Raw genomic sequence first — 17,362 nt, forward strand, 5'->3', positions numbered from 1 at the left:
CACGGAGAGCGACGACGTAGAAGGCGGTCGGGTGAAACCGGTCAAGTCACACCGGGCCCAGGGCGACATCTAGAGGACGTACTAGATGTTCCCTGGGCCTTCGTGGTCCTCGTCGAAGGGCCACGAAGATGATGAACAACCGACTGACCCGGGCAGCCGCCGCTGTCGCCGCCGCCTCCATCATCGGGGTCTGGTCCCCCCAGCTCGGCTACGAACTGGGCCTGAGCGGAAGCAACCGCGCCGAGGCGGCCACCACGACCGTCGTGCCCTCCGGCGTGAAGGTCGACGTCGGGAACACCAAGCTCTTCCCGTACTGGACCGCGAACACCGACGGCGTCGTCTCCTACCGCGTCACCTACGTCCCGCTCGGGGCGGTCGGGGCGATCCTCGGGGCCAGCAGGAACGTCGTCGTCACCGCTCCTGCCAACTACGCGACCATCACCGGTGTGACCAACGGCACCAGCTACAGCGTGACGGTGTCCGCCGTCTACGGCGACGGCAGCGAGTCGAACGCCAGCAGCACCGTCACCGCGACGCCGACCGGGACGATCCCCGTGCAGCCGACCGCGCTCGTCGCGACCGCGGGGGACACCAAGGTCACCCTCGGGTGGACGTTGCCCTCCGACAACTCCCGCAAGCGCGTCGACGTCTACCGCGACGGTGCCTTCCTGGCGTCGATGGCCGCGGCCGGCACGCAGTCCTACGTGGACACCGCGGTCGTGAACTACACCACCTACTCGTACCAGATCGTCGCGGTCAACACCACGAGCCCTCCCTTCGTCCGGTCGGAGTCCTCGACCGCGGCGAGCGCGAAGCCGGTTGACCTCACTCCTCCCGCTGCACCGCAGGGGGTCACGGCGACCCCCACGGACAAGCGGTTGCGACTGAACTGGACCGCGAACACCGAGACGGACTTCGACCACTACGTCGTCGAGGGCCCGGTCGGGACCAAGGTCGACGTGACCGGGACCTCCTACACCGCGACCGGTCTCACGAACGGGGTGAACTACACCTACAGCGTGTCCGCCGTCGACAGGGTCGGGAACCCGTCCGCCGGAACCTCCGTCACCGCGAAACCCGTCGACAACGTCGCCCCCGACGTCCCGACCGGGCTCGCGGTGCAGGCCGCGGACTCCGCGCTGGACGCGACCTGGAACGCGTCGGCCGCGACCGACACCGCGGGCTACAAGCTCTACGTCGACGGCGTCTACAAGAGCACGGTGGCGGCGGGCACCACCAGCGCCCGCATCACCGGGCTCACCAACGGGACCTCCTACCGGGTCCAGGTCTCCGCGGTCGACGCGATCCCCAACGAGTCCGCGTTGAGCGCCCAGGTCTCGGGAACGCCCGTCGACCTGACCGCACCGTCGGCGCCGACAGCCTTCGTGGCGACCGCGGGTGACGGCTCCGCCTCCTTCAGCTGGCGCGCCAGCCCCGAGGTGGACGTCGTCCGCTACGTCGTCCGCGGCGCGACCGGACAGACCGTCGCCACCGTCGCCAGGACGGCGACCACGGCGAGCATCAGCGGACTGACGAACGGCACGAGCTACACCTACACCGTCGTGGCCGTCGACGCCGCGGGCAACGTCTCCGCGGCCAGCAACTCCTCGACCGTCACTCCCCGGGACACGACACCGCCCTCGGTCCCGACCAACGTCACCGGCACCGCCGGCGACACGAAGGTCACCCTGACGTGGACGGGCAGCCCCGAGGCCGACACCCACCACTACGTCGTGCGCAACGGCGCCGGCACCACGGTGGCCACCATCCCCGTCGGCACCACCACCGCGACGATCACCGGCCTGACCAACGACGTGGCCGTGACCTTCACGGTCGCCGCGGTCGACGCGTTGGGCAACGTCTCCGCCGCGAGCAGCGCCGTCTCCCTCACCCCGCGCGACACGACGCCGCCCTCGACCCCGATGAACCTCGCCGGGTTCGCCGGCGACACCAAGGCGACGCTGGTCTGGTCGGGGAGCCCCGAGACCGACACCGACCACTACGACGTCCGCAACGCGGCCGGCACGACGATCGCGACGGTTCCGGCCGGAACGACCACCGTGACCGTCAGCGGGCTCGTGAACAACACGACCGCGAGCTACACCGTCGTCGCCGTCGACCGTTCCGGCAACGTCTCCGCCGCGACCGCGCCCGTGTCGGTCACTCCGCGCGACACCACCCCGCCTTCGGCCCCGACCGCACTCACCGCCGTCGCGGGCGACACCAGGGCGGTCCTCTCGTGGACGGCCAGCCCGGACTCCGACACGGACCACTACCTCGTGCGCAACGCCGCCGGCACGGCGGTGGCCAGCGTCCCCGCCGGGACGACGACCGTGACGATCACCGGTCTGGTCAACGACACGGTCGCGAAGTTCACCGTCGCCGCCGTCGACACCGCGGGGAACACCTCGACGGCGAGCAACCAGGTGTCGGTGACCCCCAAGGACACCACTGCGCCGTCGGCGCCCGCCGGCTTCTCCGCCACCGCGGGCGACACCACGGCGGCCGTCCGCTGGACCGCGAGCCCCGAGCCCGACGTCCACCACTACCTCGTCCGCAACGGTGCGGGGACCGTCCTGGCCACCGTGGCCGCCGGAACGACGGCCACCACGATCACCGGTCTCGCCAACGACACCGCTGTGACCCTCTCGGTCGTCGCCGTGGACGCCGCCGGCAACGTGTCCGCCTCCAGCGCCGCGGCCACCGTCACCCCGAAGGACACCACCCCGCCCTCGGCCCCGACGAACCTCACCGGTGCGGCGGGGGACACCCAGGTCTCCTTGTCGTGGACGCGCAGCCCGCAGGCCGACACGGCGCGCTACCTGGTCCGCGACGCGTCCGGCGCCACGGTCGCCACCACGACGGGCACCTCCGCCGTCGTCACGGGTCTCACCGACGGGACCGCGTACACCTTCACCGTCGTCGCCGTCGACACCTCCGGCAATGTCTCCGCCGCCAGCAACCAGGTCTCGCTGACCCCCGTGGACACGACCGCGCCGTCGGCGCCCGCCAACCTCGCCGCCGCGGCCGGCGACACGACCGCGACCCTGTCGTGGACGAAGAGCCCCGAGAGCGACGTCGACCACTACACCGTGCGCAACTCCGCCGGGACCACCGTCGCCACGGTGCCCGCGACCGGGTCCTCGGTCACCCTGACCGGGCTCACCAACGGAACGCCCTCCAGCTACACCGTCGTCGCCGTGGACCGCGTCGGGAACGTCTCCCCGGCGAGTTCCGCCGTCACCGTCACCCCGATCGACACCACGGCGCCCACGACACCGGCGAGCGCCGGTTCGAGCGCGGGTGACGGGCGGGTCACCGTGACCTGGACGGCCTCCACGTCCACCGACGTCGACCACTACGACGTCGTCGACCAGAACGGCATCACCCGCGCCTCGGCCGCTTCGACCGCCACCTCGGTCGTCGTCACCGGGTTGACCAACGGGACGACGTACACCTTCACCGTGGTCGCCGTGGACGGAGCGGGGAACCGCTCGACCTCCGCGTCGGCCGGTTCGGCGACCCCGGTCGCGGCCGCGCTGCCGACGCCCGCGGGTGTCTCGGCCACCGGGTCCGACGGTGCCGCGACCGTCACGTGGACCGCCGTGACCGACCCCCGGGTGGACCACTACCAGGCCTGCTCGTCGTCGGGGACCTGCTCCGACGTCGCCAAGGGGACGACCTCCGCGACGTTCCCGGGGCTCACCAACGGCACGTCCTACGCGTTCACCGTCTACTCCGTGGACACTGCGGGGAACCGGTCCCCGGTGAGTGCTCCCGCGACCGCGACCCCACGGGCGGCGGCCCTCCCGGCTCCCACCGGGGTCACCGCGGCAGCAGGTGACTCCTCCGCCGCCGTCAGCTGGAACCCCGTCAACGGTGCCACCGGCTACGAGGTCACCACGGACGCCGGCACCACGGTGTCGGTGACGGGACCGGCGGCGACGTTGACCGGACTGACCAACGGTCGGACCTACCGGATCACGGTTCGGGCGGTGGCCGGGGACGGGACCCGCGGCGCCACCGCGGTCGCCGTCTCCGTGACGCCGGCCGCTGCCGCCACCGGCACCCCGGTGGCCGGGGCGGGTGCCGCCTCCGGGACGGTCGTGTCCCGCGACGGTTCGGTCACCCTCTTCGGCACCACGGCGCAGCTCGAGGCGAGCGACACCAACGCCAGCTACGAGCTCTACGTCCGGAACAACACCACGGGGATCAGCCGGCGCCTCGACCCCTCCGCGGAGGCGGCGTCCTCCGACCTCGGGCAGAGCCAGGTCGCGGTGAGCGGCGACGGACGCTACGCGGCCCTGGTCACCTCGCTGCGCCGCTCGCCGCAGGACGTGAACACCCTGCCGGACGTCTACCGGGTCGACCTGAACACGGGCACCTGGATCCTCGCGAGCGCGGTGTCCGGGGGCTCCTCGAGCACGGCGACCGCGGGCACGACGCTGCAGAAGGCGGCCCGCATCTACGCCTCCAGCCCTTCCGTCGCCATCAGCGGTGACGGCACGAAGGTGTTCTACTTCTCCGACCGCACCGACCTGATCAGCGGTGACACCAACAAGGCGACGGACCTCTTCGCGACCGACGTCACGACGGGTGCGGTGACCCGCGTCTCCGTCACGGCGACGGGCGGCCAGTTGACCTACGGCGTGCAGGGACCGGCGCTCGCGGTCACGCCGGACGGCCGGTACGTGACCTTCGTGGCCAAGCAGGCCAACCTCCTCTCGGCCTGGCGCAAGGACCTGCAGACCGGCGCCTTGGACTCCGTCGCGGGTTCCGGGTCGTGGGGTGGCTCCGGCACGAACTACTCGGTCGCCTACGACGCGCGTGAACTCTCCCTCAGCGACGACGGCCGTTACGTCGCGTTCGCCTCCGACAGCAGCGCACTCACCTCGGGTGCAGCGGAGTTCCTGGTCTACCGCCGGGACATGGCCGCCGGTGGGAAGATCGTCCGCGCCGGGCTCCCGGACCAGAAGGTGGACTGGGAACACCAGGTGGCCCTGGACCCGACCGGGCGCTACGCGTTCTTCGAGACCACGGCGTCCTACGGTTCCGACAACGACGGCCACACCGACTGGTACCGCCGCGACCTCGACGCCGGAACCGTCGCGATGGTGACGACGACGGCGGCGGGGACGCCCTCGGCGACGAGGATGACGGGCAGCGTCACCGTGGCCGAGTACGGTTCGATCACGGTCCTCTCGGGCGACGCCGTCCTGGTGACGACGATGCAGGCGCTGATCGCCTCGGACACCAACAAGGCGTCGGACATCTACCGCAAGACGATCAGCACCAACGCGGTCAGCTCCGCCGTCTGATCCGCCCCCGGCCGTCCTCGCCTCCCGCGGGGACGGCCGGTCTGCGTCCAGGTACCGTGCAGGAGTGGTCCTCGACCGGGTTCCCGCGCCCCGCCTCACCGCCTGCCTCATCGTCCGGGACGAGGGCCCGCGGGTGGCGGCGTGCCTGGACAGCCTGAGTCCCCTGGTCGACGAGGTGGTCGTCCACGACACCGGTTCGATCGACGACACCGTCCAGGTCCTCCGGGGGACCGGTGCGGTCGTCGTCGAGGGGTCGTGGAACGACGACTTCGCCGCCGCACGCAACGTCGCGCTCGAACTCGCCCGCGGTGAGTGGGTTCTCAGCGTCGACGCGGACGAGGTCGTCGCCGGTGATGCGGACGGTCTGCGGAAGTGGCTGGACGGCGTGCACGTCGACACGGTGCGCGTGCGGATCCACAACCTGGGCCGAGAAGGTTCGGAGGGTCACGAGCACACGCCCGTGAGGTTGTTCCGCCGGGCCGGCGCCACCTGGCGGGGACGGCTGCACGAGACGGTCGGGCACGGGGGGCGTCCGAGCGGTGACGCACCGGCGCAGCTGGTTCCGGGCGAGTTGCTGAGCATCGAGCACCACGGCTACGCCGACGAGGCCGCCCAGCGCCGGAAGGGCGAGCGCAACCTCCGCCTGGCTGACCGGGCACTCGACGAGGTTCTCCGCGACGCGTCGGCGACCCCGCACGAGGTTGCCGTCGCGGCACTGAACGTGGGCCGGTCCGCGATCGGCGCGGAGCATCCGCAGCGCGCCGTCGACGCGTTCGAGGCGGTGCGGGAACTCGTCGACAGCGGTCCCACCTGGAACGAGGCGACCGACTACCTCGCCCGGGTCCTGTTGGGTGCGGGAGAGTCGCGGCTCGCGCTGGTGCTCGCCGATCAGCTGCAGCAGGCAGGGGTTTCCCGTGACTACTGCCGGTGGCTCCGCGCCCAGGGTCTCGCGCAGACCGGCGACCCGGCGGGCGCGCTGGCGCAGGTGGAGGGGGTCGACAGCATCGTCGACCCCTCCGGCCGGCGTTTCGACCCGGCACCGCTGGACCGCTTGCGCGGGCTTTGCCGGGAACTGCTAGCGGCTCGCTGACAGTGCGGCGGGGCGGGCGAGGTGGTACCCCTACCTCGACTGCACCCCGAGTCCGATGTCGCGGACGCGGGAGATGTCGATCTCCGTGAAGACCGGTGGAACCGCGAGGACGTGGGGGAGCGGCGGCGCAGCCGGCGATCGGATGACGGGGGTCGCCACGAGTTGGGCACCGTCCTGGCCCTGCCTGCGGTGGCCGTCTTCGTCAGGCGCGGAACCATCGGCGAGGAGGCGTCCATGCCGTCGACGGCGCCGTGTCCACATCCAGGTGTCCTGGGCTGCCGAACCCGTTCCGGTCCGTGTCCGATGTCACCGCGGCAGCCCGACGCGGTCGAACTCCTGCTGCAGCCGCGGTCGGCGGCGGTGGGTGACGCGGAGTTCGGCGACGAACTCCTCCACCGCGGCGGCTTCGACGGTACCGGCGGCGAGCCGGCGCATGCGGGCCAGTCGGCGGGCGGCCTCGCGGTACTGCCGGGCGTCGGTCTCCGTCAGGACCTCCGTGACGAGACGACGGTGCACGGGGAGGACGGCGAGGGGATCCACCGTCTCGTAGGCGGCGGCGAGAGCGGACCAGCCGGAACTGTCGGTCAGACCGAGTTCTTCGGCCAGCTTCCACGCCCGCACCGGGTCCGCCAAGGAGTTCAGGCAGAAACTCACCGACTCCGCGGCGCTCGTCGCCAGCGCGGCGAACGTCTCGGCCTCGTAGCGGGACCAGGTCGCACCGGCGGCCTCCCGCAGGGCGGCCGCGGTGCTCGCCGTGGGCCAGCGGTGGAACACGTAGCGGACCGCCTCCAGGGTCTCCTCGGGCCGGTGCCGGGTGATCAGGCCGAGCCAGTAGCGCGACGCCGTCAGCGACTGGTGTCCATGATCGTGGTCGACGGCGCGGCGGGCCCAGTCCAGGGCGAGGTCGATCCGGCCGATCTCCTCCATCGCCTCGGCGGTGTCCTGCAACCACGCCGCCACCCGCTGGTCGCGGGCGTGGGTGCGGACGATCCCCTCGACGTCACGGTCGAGGACGGCGAGGCGCCGGTCGTTCCACTCCAGCACCCATCGGATTCGCCGGTGCGGGTCGGGCCAGGAGGCCACGTCGGGTGGTGGGCCCACCGTCGCGCGGATCTCCGCGAGCGCCGCGCGGTACCTCGCCGTCCCCAGCTCGCCCAGGGCGGGCGCGTACGCGACCGGATCGAGCTCGAAGTAGTCGACCTCGCCCTCGAACTGGAACCGGATCAACCACGGGACGAGGGTGGACACCGGTACCGACGCGGCCTGCGCGACCCGTGGGTGCAGGTCCAGCAGCCGCCGGCACGCGTCGCCGATGATGCCGCTGGAGTCGTCGGCGCGGGCGATGATCGTGACGGCACTGGCCAGGGCCTTGTGCGTCACCGTCCACGCGTCGTGGGGATCGGCGTCCGGCACGGCGGCCTCTAGCCGGTCGACGGCGTCGTGCATCTGCCGGCCGTGGGCGTTGGCGCTGCTCCACCGGTGCAGGTCGGCCCGGGTGCGGAGCAGGGGGAGGACGGCGTCGGCGAGGTCGGACACCACCCCATCGTCTCGTGGCGGCGGGTCCCGCCGTGCGTCAGCCCAGGACCAACGGTGCCGGCCGGGCCAGGTGGTACCCCTGCCCCAACTGCACGCCGAGTTCCCGCAGCACCGCGAGCTCCTCGCCCGTCTCGATCCCCTCGGCGATGATCAGCGCGTCCGTCGCGCTCGCGAACGTCACCAGCCCCGCGGCGAGCGCTCGGCGTGAGGTGTCGGTGTCGATGTCGCGGACGAGGGAGATGTCGAGCTTGATGAAGTCCGGCAGGATCGCGAGGACGTGGGAGAGCGAGGCGTAGCCGGCGCCGGTGTCGTCGACGGCGACGCGCAACCCTCGGCGGCGCAGCGGTTCCAGGGTCGACAGCAGGGACGCGTAGTCGGCGACGGCGGAGTGCTCGGTGATCTCCAGGACGATCCGGTCCAGCGGCAGCCGCTCGAGGCGGCGCAGCAGGCCGGGGGTGGTGATGGTCGCGGGGGAGAGGTTGAGCGCCAGGAACCCGGGCAGCACCGGGAGCCCGTGCAGGGCGTTGTCGAGGGCGCTGAGTTCGAGTTCCTCCCCGCAGCCCACCTCCGTCGCGTCGGCGAACCAGCGGTCGGGGGTCGGGGTCCCGTGGGGGAAACGGCTGAGGGCCTCCACACCGACGGCTTCGCCCGTGGCGAGGTCGACGACGGGCTGGTACACGACGACGGGTCCGCCGGCGGCGTCGAGGTCGTCGAGGCGGGCGAGCTTGCCGCGTCGCGCCCGGCGGGAGCGGTCCTCCTCCTCGACGAGTTCCATCACCGCGCCGGTGACGGCCCGCAGGATCTCGGCGTCACGGGGCCGCAGGCTGTGGTCCGGGGCCCGGGAGACGGTGCACAGCGTCCCGTATAGAGACCCGTCACGGCGGTGCAGCGGGATGCCGACGTAGGAACCCTCGCGGAGCAGGTGGTCGCGGTGGGCGTCGAACTCGGGTTCGGAGGTGTCGGTGGCCACGAGCGCGGCGTCGTCGGAGAGGACCTGGTCGCACAGCGATCGCCGTTCCGTGACGTCGGTGCCCGGGGTCAGCGAGGTCGGGAACGGGGAGACCGCGTTGCGGATGTAGCGCCGGTCCCCCTCCAGGGTGGAGATGAACGCGAACTCGGCCCCGATCTGGCGTCGGGCGAGGTCGAGCAGGGCGTCGAGGGTGCTGTCGCTGCCGGACGTCGCCCGCGCGGGCGGGGGCGGCGTGGAAGTGACGCGGGAGGCGGTGTCCGCGGCGATGGCGTCCTCGGCCCGCGCCCACGTCGCGAGCAGCCCCTGGCTGCGGTCGCGCGTCGCCGCACCGATGCGCACCGAGACGCCGTCGGCGGCCAGGGCCGTGCGGATGCGCTCGACGAAGGCGCGCGACCCCTCCAGTCCGGACCCGGGCAGCAGGACCCCGAACCGGTCCCCGGCGATGCGGGCGAGCAGGTCACCGCTGCGCAACCGGGCGCCGACGGTGGCCGCTGTGCGGTGCAGCAGCCCGTCCCCGGCGGCGAAACCGAGGCGACGGTTGACGTCGACGAGGTCGGGCAGGTCGATGAGCACGAGGGACACCGGCGCCGCGTGCCGGGCGGCCCGGGCTTCCTCGGCGATCAGGGCGGTCTGCCACGTCTCGGGCGGCGCGACGCCGGTGACCTCGTCGGCGTGCTCGGACTGCGCGCTGCGTTCGGCCGCGCGGGAGCGTTCCGTGAGCTCCAGTTCCGCCGCCAGCAGCGCGCCCAGGAGGTCCCCCTGCAACCGGACGCTGGGGACGAGGTCGTGCAGGTGGGCACCGTTGCCGCTACCGACCCCGCAGAGCGTGGCGAGGACCGTGCCGTCCGGCCCGGTCAGCGGAACGGTGATGAGGGAGACCGCGCCGAGGTCCTGGCCGACGGCGCGGGGGGCCAGCGAGGCGGGCACGCTCTTCAACCCGGCGAGGACGGGGTCGACGCCGTCCTCGACGACCCGGCGGCAGTGGGTGTCGGCCCAGGACAGGGCGTCGCCGGGAGTGAGGCCGAAGAGCGGGTCGGTCGCGGCGAGGATGACCTGGTCGGGGCCTTCGGTGCGCCCGATCCACCAGCTCGGGAGGCCGACGCGCTGGGCGAGGTCGGCGAGGGTCCGGTTCGCGACGCCGAGGAAGTCGACGGCGGGGACGGCGGGAACGGCGGACACCCGGGGGTGATCGGCAGGTCCGGTCCCGGACTTGAGCCGTGGTCACCTCGCGGAGTGGAACGTTCGAATGTCAACGCTGTGTAAACAGGTTGTGACGTGCGAAACGTTTGGGGTGTTCCTGCCGATGCTCCTAGGAGGGTGAGGACAGGCGCCCGGGCAGGACGACGCAGACGACCGACGGAGACGATCATGGCCAGCACCTCTCGCACCACCCTCGCGGCGTGCCTCGTGCTGCAGGGCACCACCGACACGGCGACCCTCGCGCCGGCGCTGGAGCACGACCTGCGGGGTCTCGTGAGCGTCGCCGACGAGGTCGTCGTCTACGACACCGCCGACCACATCGCCCCGGGGAGCGCGGCCTTCGAGGCGACGCTGCACCCTGCGGTGACGGTCGTCTCCGGATTCTGGGCCGAGGACCGCGAGAAGGCCCAGCAGGCGGCGCTCGCGCACGTCGGCGCCGACTGGGCGCTGTGCGTCCTCGCCGGTGAGCGGGTCACGTCCTCGCCCGAGGCTCTGCGCGCCCTGCTGCACGCGGCGACCGACGTCCCCGCGATGTCGGTGCGCGTCGACGACGTCGTGCGGGGGACGCACCGCTCGGCCCGGCTGCTGCACAAGGCCCTGGCGGGGGCCTCGTTCTGCGGTGAGCTGGCCGAGGTGCCGAGCTCGCTGCTGACGGTGTCCCAGCCGGTGGCGACGACGGCGAACGTGCCGCGTCAGCGCGGGGTCTTCGACCGGGTCTGATCTTCGGGGGAGTGCGTGGCGGGGCCGGGTGTGGTGCGCGGCCCCGCCGACGCGCTCCGGGGCTAGGTTGAGCCGAGACCCGGAGGAGGTGTTCCGCATGACCGAGCAGGTGGCCGAGCAGGTGGCCGAGCTGCGGTTCAGCGTGGGGCAGGTCCTCACCTGGGAGGAGTACGCAGCCCTCCCGGAGGACCCGCGTACCGAGTACGTCGACGGCCACCTCGTCGTGAGTCCCAGCCCGACCGGTCAGCACCAGAAGATCTCCTTCCGACTCCAGGCCGCGTTGGAGGCGGTGCTGCCCCCCACGCACGACGTCCTGGCCGCGTGGGGGTGGAAGCCGACCGCTGACGAGTTCATCCCCGACGTGATCGTCTTCGACCGGGAGACGAAGGAGCTCGGCTCCGATGCCCGCTTCACGGGAATCCCCGCGCTCGTCATCGAGGTCCTCTCCTCCAACCGCAGTGACGACCTGCTGAAGAAGATGGCCGAGTACGCCACGGCGGGACTCCCGCGCTACTGGATCCTCGACCCTCTCGTCGAGACCCTGACGACGTACGCGTCGCTCGACGGGGTGTTCGCGCCGACCGCGGTCCACGGCCGGGCCGAGACGCCGGAGCTGGATCTCGGGATCGCGACGGTCCGGCTGAACGTCGCCGAGCTGCTGAGCTGACCTCAGTCGCCCGAGATCGAGAAGTGCTGGTAGTCCTTCAGGGAGTTCCAGTCCCCGCCCCAGGAGAACCCCCGGTCCGCGAAGGCGCGCACGACGGCGTCCCCCGCGACGACCACGCCGGGCGCGGGCTTCCGCCCGACGAAGGCCCGGCCCGCCTCGGGCAGGACGGTGGAACCCTTCACGTAGGGGTTCTCGATCGGGTTCAGGTCGATCGCGGTGCCGTAGGAGTGCTCGGAGAATCCCGTCCCGCCGGTCGTGGCGCGGCAGTTGAAGGCCGAGGTGTTGTCGGCGGCCATCGAGGCGTCGTCGGAACCGCCGAACGCTTCGACGGGTTCCATCCGGGCGACGGGGTAACGCATCGCGTAGAGGGAGCCGAAGACGTCGGCGGTCGCCTGGGCCACGTCGGCGGCCACGACGATGCGTCCTGTCCCGGGTCTCCCGTCGAAACCGATCACCGTCACCGTCACCACGCGCAGGTCCGCCGGGGCAACCGGGCACCCGGCCCGCCACGAGGCGGAGAGGTCGCCGACGGGGGAGACCACGGAGGTGTAGGCCGGCAGCATCGGCGAGTTCGTCGCCCGAGTCTCCCTGGTCACGAGGGCGCTCGACGCCGATGGCGTCGTGGTGCTCACCGCCGCGCACCCGGCGAGCAGCGGCACGACGAGCAGGCACAGCAGTGAGCGACCCATCACGACACGTTAGCGGCTGGTGACGCTGACTCGTGGTGCGGACACGTCGACGGCGCGTTCGCGCTGCTGGAGCGAGACGACGACGGCGAGGAAGATCGCCGGGCCGACCATCTCGCAGGCCTCCTCGATCGCCTGCAGCGTGCCGAGGAACAGGCCGGCCTCGTCGAAGCCCTTGTCGCTCAACACGTTCGCGACCATCTCCAGGCCCACGGACCCGCCGACGTAGAGCACGCCGCCGAGGAGGGCGAACGCCGCAGCGCGGCGCGGCAGGGCCAGCAGGAACCGGACGTAGAATAACGCGACGACCACGACGACGGGCAGCGCGGCCGCGACCCAGGCGTACGTGAAGACCCCGCTGTCGCCGACGACCGCGGTCATCGGCTCGACGAGACGTTCGTGCAGGCCGACGAGTTCGTCGAGGGAGAGGTAGCAGAACCCGACGCCGAGGATCATCCAGTGCCAGGCCCAGCGCGTCTTCGCCACGAACTTCTGCCGGCCGAACTCGAAGGTCACCAACCCGACGACGGTGAGCAGCACCGCGGAGAACCAGGACGGGAGGTTCGTCTCGGCATTGACGTCGACGAACTTGCGGGCCGAGACGACCGGTCCGGCGTCGATGCCGAGCCCGGCGGTGGCGACGAGGAACGCGTAGCTCGCGGCGCTCAGCAGGGTGATGACGACGAGCAGGGTGATCAGCAGCTGGCGGGGGCGTACGGAGACTTCGAGCACGTGGTTGACCCTCCGGTCAGGCTTTCGCCAGTCGGTGCGGAGCGGGGGGCAAGGTTAACCACGGATGAACCAACGGTGGACAGTTGTGACTAGACCGATCGGGTGAGGACCGGGGCCTCGACCAGCTTCCCGTCGACCAGGTCGAGTACCCGGTCGGCCCGGTCCACGCCTTCGGTGCGGTGGGCCAGCAGCAGCACGGCCTGCCCGCCCCGGGCGTCGAGGAGGTCCGCGAGCAGTCGCGCACCGGTCTCCTCGTCGAGGCCCTCGGAGGGTTCGTCGAGGACCAGGACCCGGACGTCGCCGAGCAGGGCGCGGGCCATCGCGAGCCGCCGCCGTTCCCCGCCGGACATCGGCTCCCCGCCGTCGCCCAGGCGGGAGTCCAGTCCCCGGGGCAGGGCGGTGAACCAGTCGTCGAGGCGGACGCGGTGCAGGGCGGCGCGCAGCGCGTCGTCGTCGGACCCGGGGGCGGCGAGCAGCAGGTTCTCGCGCAGCGTCGTCGCGAAGACGTGCTCGTCGTCGCCGACGCGGCCGACGACGGAACGGACGTCGTCGCCGGCCAGCGCGCGCAGCTCGACGCCGTCCAGGGTCGCGCTCCCGGCGTGGGGGTCGAGGAAGCGCTGCAGCACCGCGGCCAGGGTGGACTTGCCCGACCCCGACGCGCCGCGGACGGCGACGACCTCACCCGCGATCAGGTCGAGGTCCACGCCGCGCAGGCAGTCCTTCTCCCAGCCGGCGACGACCCCGCGCAGCCGCACGACCACCCGCTGGGGTGCGCCGAGCGGCTGCGGTGCAACGGGTTCGACCGCGGCAAGGGGGGTGGCCAGCAGGGCCTCGCTGCGGCGTCGGGCCGCGCGGGCCCGTTCCCGGGCGCGGGCGGCGTCGGGCAGGCCGCGGGCCGCGTCGGCGACGGTCACCCCGGCGAGGACGACCGCGGCGATCCACGCGGGGTTCCCGTCATGGGGCAGCAGCGAGGCCGTGACGGCGAGCGCGACGACACCGGCGCCGGTTCCCAGCGCGGCCAGCGCGGCCGTCGCGGCCGCGGTGCGGGACTGCCGGGTCTCGGCCCGGGTCAGCGCGGACTGCCTGCGGCGCAGGGTGTCCAGCGGGTCGACGGCGCCCAGGGTGCGCAGGTCCTCGACCGCGTCGAGCGTCTCCACCGTCGCGGCCGCCAGGGCTCCGACGTCGGCGCGGTGGTCGTGGTCGCGGCGTTCGGCGAACCCCGCCACGGCGGGGGCGGCGAGCACCAGGACCGCCAGACCCGGCAGCGCGGCGAGCGCGAACCAGGGGTTCACCAGCGTCGCGGCGAGCAGGGCGAGGACGAGCGCGACGAGCGTCACGGTGACCGGGTGACGGAAGCGCAGCAGCCCGTCGACCCGGGCGTCGACGTCCTCGACGAGCTGCACGAGCAGTTCCCCGGACCGTCCGGACCGCTTGCGGGACAACGGGCCCGGCAGGCGCGGGACGAGCGCGGCGATCACGTCGGAGCGCCAGCGCGCCAACCGGGCGAAGGCGGCGTCGTGGCTCAGCAGCCGCTCGACGTAGACCAGCAGGGGCCGCGCGGTGGCGCTGGCGCGCACGACGACGGCCGCCACCGACAACGTCAGCACGGGCGGACGGTCCGCCGCCCGGACGATGAGCCACGTCGCGGCGGCGGTCAGGGTCGCCGCGGCCAGGACGGCGGCCACGCCCGCGACGACCGCCAGGGCCCCGGCCCCCCGGCGCGGTCCCCGGTCTCGGGCGGAAACAACACTTTCCGCCCTCGAGGGGGCCGTGCGGGGGGCGGAAAGTGTTGTTTCCGCGGGGACGGCGGGGACGGGACGGGTGAGGGTGGTCGTGCGGTCCGCGGCAGCGAGGAGGGCGGGGCGGTGGGCGACGACCAGGACGGTGCAGCCCTCGTCGTGGGCGAGGGAGCGCAGCGAGTCCACGACCACGGCTTCGCTCACCGGGTCCAGGTGGGCGGTCGGCTCGTCGAGGACGAGGACCCGTGCACCGCACCGGACCGCGAGGAAGGTGCGGGCCAGGGCGACCCGCTGGCGCTGGCCCGCGGAGAGCCCCGCGGCGTTCTCCCCGAGCGGGGTGTCGAGGCTCAGCTCCGGCGCGGCAGCGAGGTCGAGGGCGTGGCGGACGTCGTCGTCGGACACGTCGGGGGTGCCACGACCGGCGCGGACGGCGTCCCCGACCGTGCCCGCGTAGGGGAAGGCCGGGCGCTGGGGGAGGTGCGCGACCCCGTCCAGACCGTGCTCGACGGAGCCCGCGTCGGGGACCAGGACACCGGCCGCGACCCGGGCCAGGGTCGTCTTGCCCGCCCCCGAGGGACCGGCGAGGGCGTGCAGCTCACCGGGGACGGCGTCGAGGTCGACCCCGTCGAGGACGGCGGTGGAGTCCGCGCGCCGCACCGTGATCCCGCGCAGCCGGCCCCCCTCGGCAGAGCCTGCGGCGGGGCCCGACCCGAGAACCGGCAAGGGAGCGGTGAGCACCTGGTCGACGTCGTCGACGACCGCGGCGGCGTCGGCGGAGTCGTGGAAGCGGGCACCCACCTCGCGCAGCGGCCGGTAGGCCTCAGGCGCCAGCAGGATCACCAGCAGGGCGGTGTGCAGGTCGAGGGTCCCGCCGGCCAGGCGCATCCCGGCGGTCACGGCGACGAGGCCGACCGACAGCGTCCCGACGAGGTCGAGGGCGGTGGAGGAGAGGAACGCGATGCGCAGCACCGACATCGTCGCCCGGCGGTGGGCGTCGGTGACGGCGGCGACGGCGCCGACCTGACGCTGCGCGCGGCGGTGCGCGCGCAGGGTCGGCAGCCCGCGGACGGTGTCGAGGAAGTGCGCCGCCAGCATCCGCTGCGCCGACCACTGCCGGTCCGCGCGGGACTGGGCCGCGCGGCCCAGCAGGATCGCGAAGACCGGGATCAGCGGCAGCGTCACGGCGACGGTGATCGCCGACTCCAGGTCGGTGAACGCCAGGACCACCAGCACCAGCGGCGGCAGCAGCACCCCCGGCACCAGCGCCGGGAGGTAGCGGGTGAACCAGGCGTCGAGGGCGGGCAGGCCCTGGGTCAGCACCGCGGAGAGCCGGGCCCGCCCGAACCGCTCGACCCACGCGGGGCCCAGCGCCAGCGTGCGGGCCAGCACCTGCTCACGCAGGTCGCTGCGGACGGCGCTCGCCGTCCACTGGGCCAGACGGGCTGCGGCCCAACCGGTCACGACCCGCCCGGCGACCGCGGCGACCAGCACCCCGAGGGCGCCGGAGGCCGGGGCTCCCCGCCACAGCGCCACGACGAGATCGGTCAGGGCGAGGGCCTGGGTGAGGAGCAGTCCCGCGGAGACGGCCTCGACGACGCCGATCGCGGCGATCCCGGCCCGGGCCGGGCGGGCGTGGCGGAGCAATCGGGGGTCGACGGGTCCTCTGGATCGCGGGCTCACCGGGTCACGGGCACCCGACGTGGGCGGGACGTCGTCGCGAACCCGGTGTGGACCCGCTTGCGGAACACGACGTAGGACCAGACCTGGTAGGCGATGACCGCGGGCAGGACGATCACCCCGGCGACGGTGATGAGGTGCAGTGCCCCCTCGGAGGCCGCCGCACCCCGCAGGGTCACGTCGTTCGCGCTCGACAGCGTGCTGGGCAGGAGCACCCAGGTGGAGCCGAGGTGGGCGGTGAACACCGCCACGACGCTACCCGCGACCGCGAGCGACGTCGCCGCGAAGGCCAGCACCTCCGCGCGCCGCCAGGCGGCGACCGCGGCGACCGCCAGCAAGGCCAGCGCGCCGGCGACGGCGGCGTGCCCGGCGGCGATGAACAGGGCCAGGGCGATGACGGCCAGCGCGGGGGCGGTGGCGACGGTGAGGTGACGGGCCCGGGCGCGCACGGGGCCGGTGGTGCGCAGGGCCAGGAACGTCGCCCCGTGCACGGTGGTGAGCAGCACGCCGGCGAAACCGCCGAGCACGGCCCAGGGTCCGAGGACGGGGGCCAGGGAGCGGCCCAGCCCGGCGCCCTGCACGTTCCCGCCGGGGTCGAGGGCGAGGCCGACGACGAGCGCGCCGAGGACCGCGCCCCAGGTCGCGGCCAGCAGCAGCGAGGAGGTGGCGAGGAACGCGTCGCAGCGCAGGTGCCAGCTCGCGGTGTCGTGCTTGCCGCGGAACTCGATGGCAACGCCACGCACGGCCAGCAGCAGCAGGATCGCGATCATCGGCAGGTAGAGGCCGGAGAGGAGGGCGGCGTACCAGTCGGGGAAGGCGGCGAAGGTGACGCCGATCGCGGCGACCAGCCACACCTCGTTGCCGTCCCAGACGGGGCCGACGGTCCGGATCGCGGCGCCGCGTTCGGCGTCGGTGCGGCCCAGCAGCGGCCCGAGGAACCCGACGCCGAAGTCGAACCCCTCCAGGACGAAGAAGAGCACCCAGGCCAGGACGGCGATGCCGAACCAGATGACGGGGAGGTCCATCA

General features: G+C 73.2%; 10 protein-coding genes. 4 read left to right on the forward strand and 6 right to left on the reverse strand.

The window, feature by feature from the left end; all coding sequences use genetic code 11:
• Positions 1-128: 128 nt before the first annotated feature.
• Both SJY07_RS23825 and SJY07_RS23830 read left to right on the forward strand, forming a co-directional pair.
• Positions 129-5,318 carry a beta strand repeat-containing protein gene (locus SJY07_RS23825; protein WP_380161795.1) on the forward strand — a complete coding sequence of 1,730 codons (5,190 nt, stop codon included), beginning with the start codon at positions 129-131 and terminating at the stop codon, positions 5,316-5,318.
• Between the two features lie 64 nt (positions 5,319-5,382).
• Positions 5,383-6,408 (forward strand): glycosyltransferase, encoded by a 1,026-nt coding sequence (locus SJY07_RS23830; RefSeq protein WP_380161796.1) that lies wholly within the window; start codon positions 5,383-5,385, stop codon positions 6,406-6,408.
• A gap of 306 nt (positions 6,409-6,714) precedes the next feature.
• Here SJY07_RS23830 and SJY07_RS23835 read toward each other — a convergent pair whose 3' ends face one another.
• Positions 6,715-7,944, reverse strand: a complete 1,230-nt coding sequence (locus SJY07_RS23835) for a DUF6880 family protein (RefSeq protein ID WP_380161797.1) — start codon at positions 7,942-7,944, stop codon at positions 6,715-6,717.
• Between the two features lie 37 nt (positions 7,945-7,981).
• Positions 7,982-10,093 (reverse strand): EAL domain-containing protein, encoded by a 2,112-nt coding sequence (locus SJY07_RS23840; RefSeq protein WP_380161798.1) that lies wholly within the window; start codon positions 10,091-10,093, stop codon positions 7,982-7,984.
• 189 nt (positions 10,094-10,282) lie between these two features.
• Here SJY07_RS23840 and SJY07_RS23845 point away from each other — a divergent pair, with 189 nt between their 5' ends.
• Positions 10,283-10,834: a hypothetical protein gene (locus SJY07_RS23845; RefSeq protein WP_328291738.1), complete on the forward strand. Its 552-nt coding sequence runs from the start codon at positions 10,283-10,285 to the stop codon at positions 10,832-10,834.
• A gap of 97 nt (positions 10,835-10,931) precedes the next feature.
• Positions 10,932-11,501 carry a Uma2 family endonuclease gene (locus tag SJY07_RS23850; RefSeq protein WP_380161799.1) on the forward strand — a complete coding sequence of 190 codons (570 nt, stop codon included), beginning with the start codon at positions 10,932-10,934 and terminating at the stop codon, positions 11,499-11,501.
• Positions 11,502-11,503: 2 nt separating this feature from the next.
• Here SJY07_RS23850 and SJY07_RS23855 read toward each other — a convergent pair whose 3' ends face one another.
• From SJY07_RS23855 to cydB, 4 genes are all read right to left on the reverse strand, one after another.
• Positions 11,504-12,190: a M15 family metallopeptidase gene (locus tag SJY07_RS23855; RefSeq protein WP_380161800.1), complete on the reverse strand. Its 687-nt coding sequence runs from the start codon at positions 12,188-12,190 to the stop codon at positions 11,504-11,506.
• A gap of 9 nt (positions 12,191-12,199) precedes the next feature.
• On the reverse strand, positions 12,200-12,919 hold the full coding sequence (locus SJY07_RS23860; protein WP_380161801.1) for a hypothetical protein: 720 nt from the start codon (positions 12,917-12,919) through the stop codon (positions 12,200-12,202).
• An 89-nt stretch (positions 12,920-13,008) separates the two neighbouring features.
• Positions 13,009-16,338, reverse strand: coding sequence for a thiol reductant ABC exporter subunit CydD (gene cydD / locus SJY07_RS23865; RefSeq protein ID WP_380161802.1), 3,330 nt, complete (start codon positions 16,336-16,338; stop codon positions 13,009-13,011).
• Positions 16,335-17,360, reverse strand: a complete 1,026-nt coding sequence (gene cydB / locus SJY07_RS23870) for a cytochrome d ubiquinol oxidase subunit II (RefSeq protein WP_380161803.1) — start codon at positions 17,358-17,360, stop codon at positions 16,335-16,337. The genes cydD and cydB overlap by 4 nt, the downstream gene beginning before the upstream one ends.
• Positions 17,361-17,362: the final 2 nt, after the last annotated feature.

The organism is Kineococcus sp. R86509, assembly GCF_042466365.1.
Taxonomy (GTDB): Bacteria; Actinomycetota; Actinomycetes; order Actinomycetales; family Kineococcaceae; genus Kineococcus.

Excerpts from the sequence above, each read along its gene's own strand:
- SJY07_RS23825 (WP_380161795.1), top strand. The coding sequence starts at position 129 with ATGATGAACAACCGACTGACCCGGGCAGCCGCCGCTGTCGCCGCCGCC.
- SJY07_RS23845 (WP_328291738.1), top strand. The coding sequence starts at position 10,283 with ATGGCCAGCACCTCTCGCACCACCCTCGCGGCGTGCCTCGTGCTGCAG.
- SJY07_RS23850 (WP_380161799.1), top strand. The coding sequence starts at position 10,932 with ATGACCGAGCAGGTGGCCGAGCAGGTGGCCGAGCTGCGGTTCAGCGTG.
- SJY07_RS23855 (WP_380161800.1), bottom strand. The coding sequence starts at position 12,190 with ATGGGTCGCTCACTGCTGTGCCTGCTCGTCGTGCCGCTGCTCGCCGGG.
- cydB (WP_380161803.1), bottom strand. The coding sequence starts at position 17,360 with ATGGACCTCCCCGTCATCTGGTTCGGCATCGCCGTCCTGGCCTGGGTG.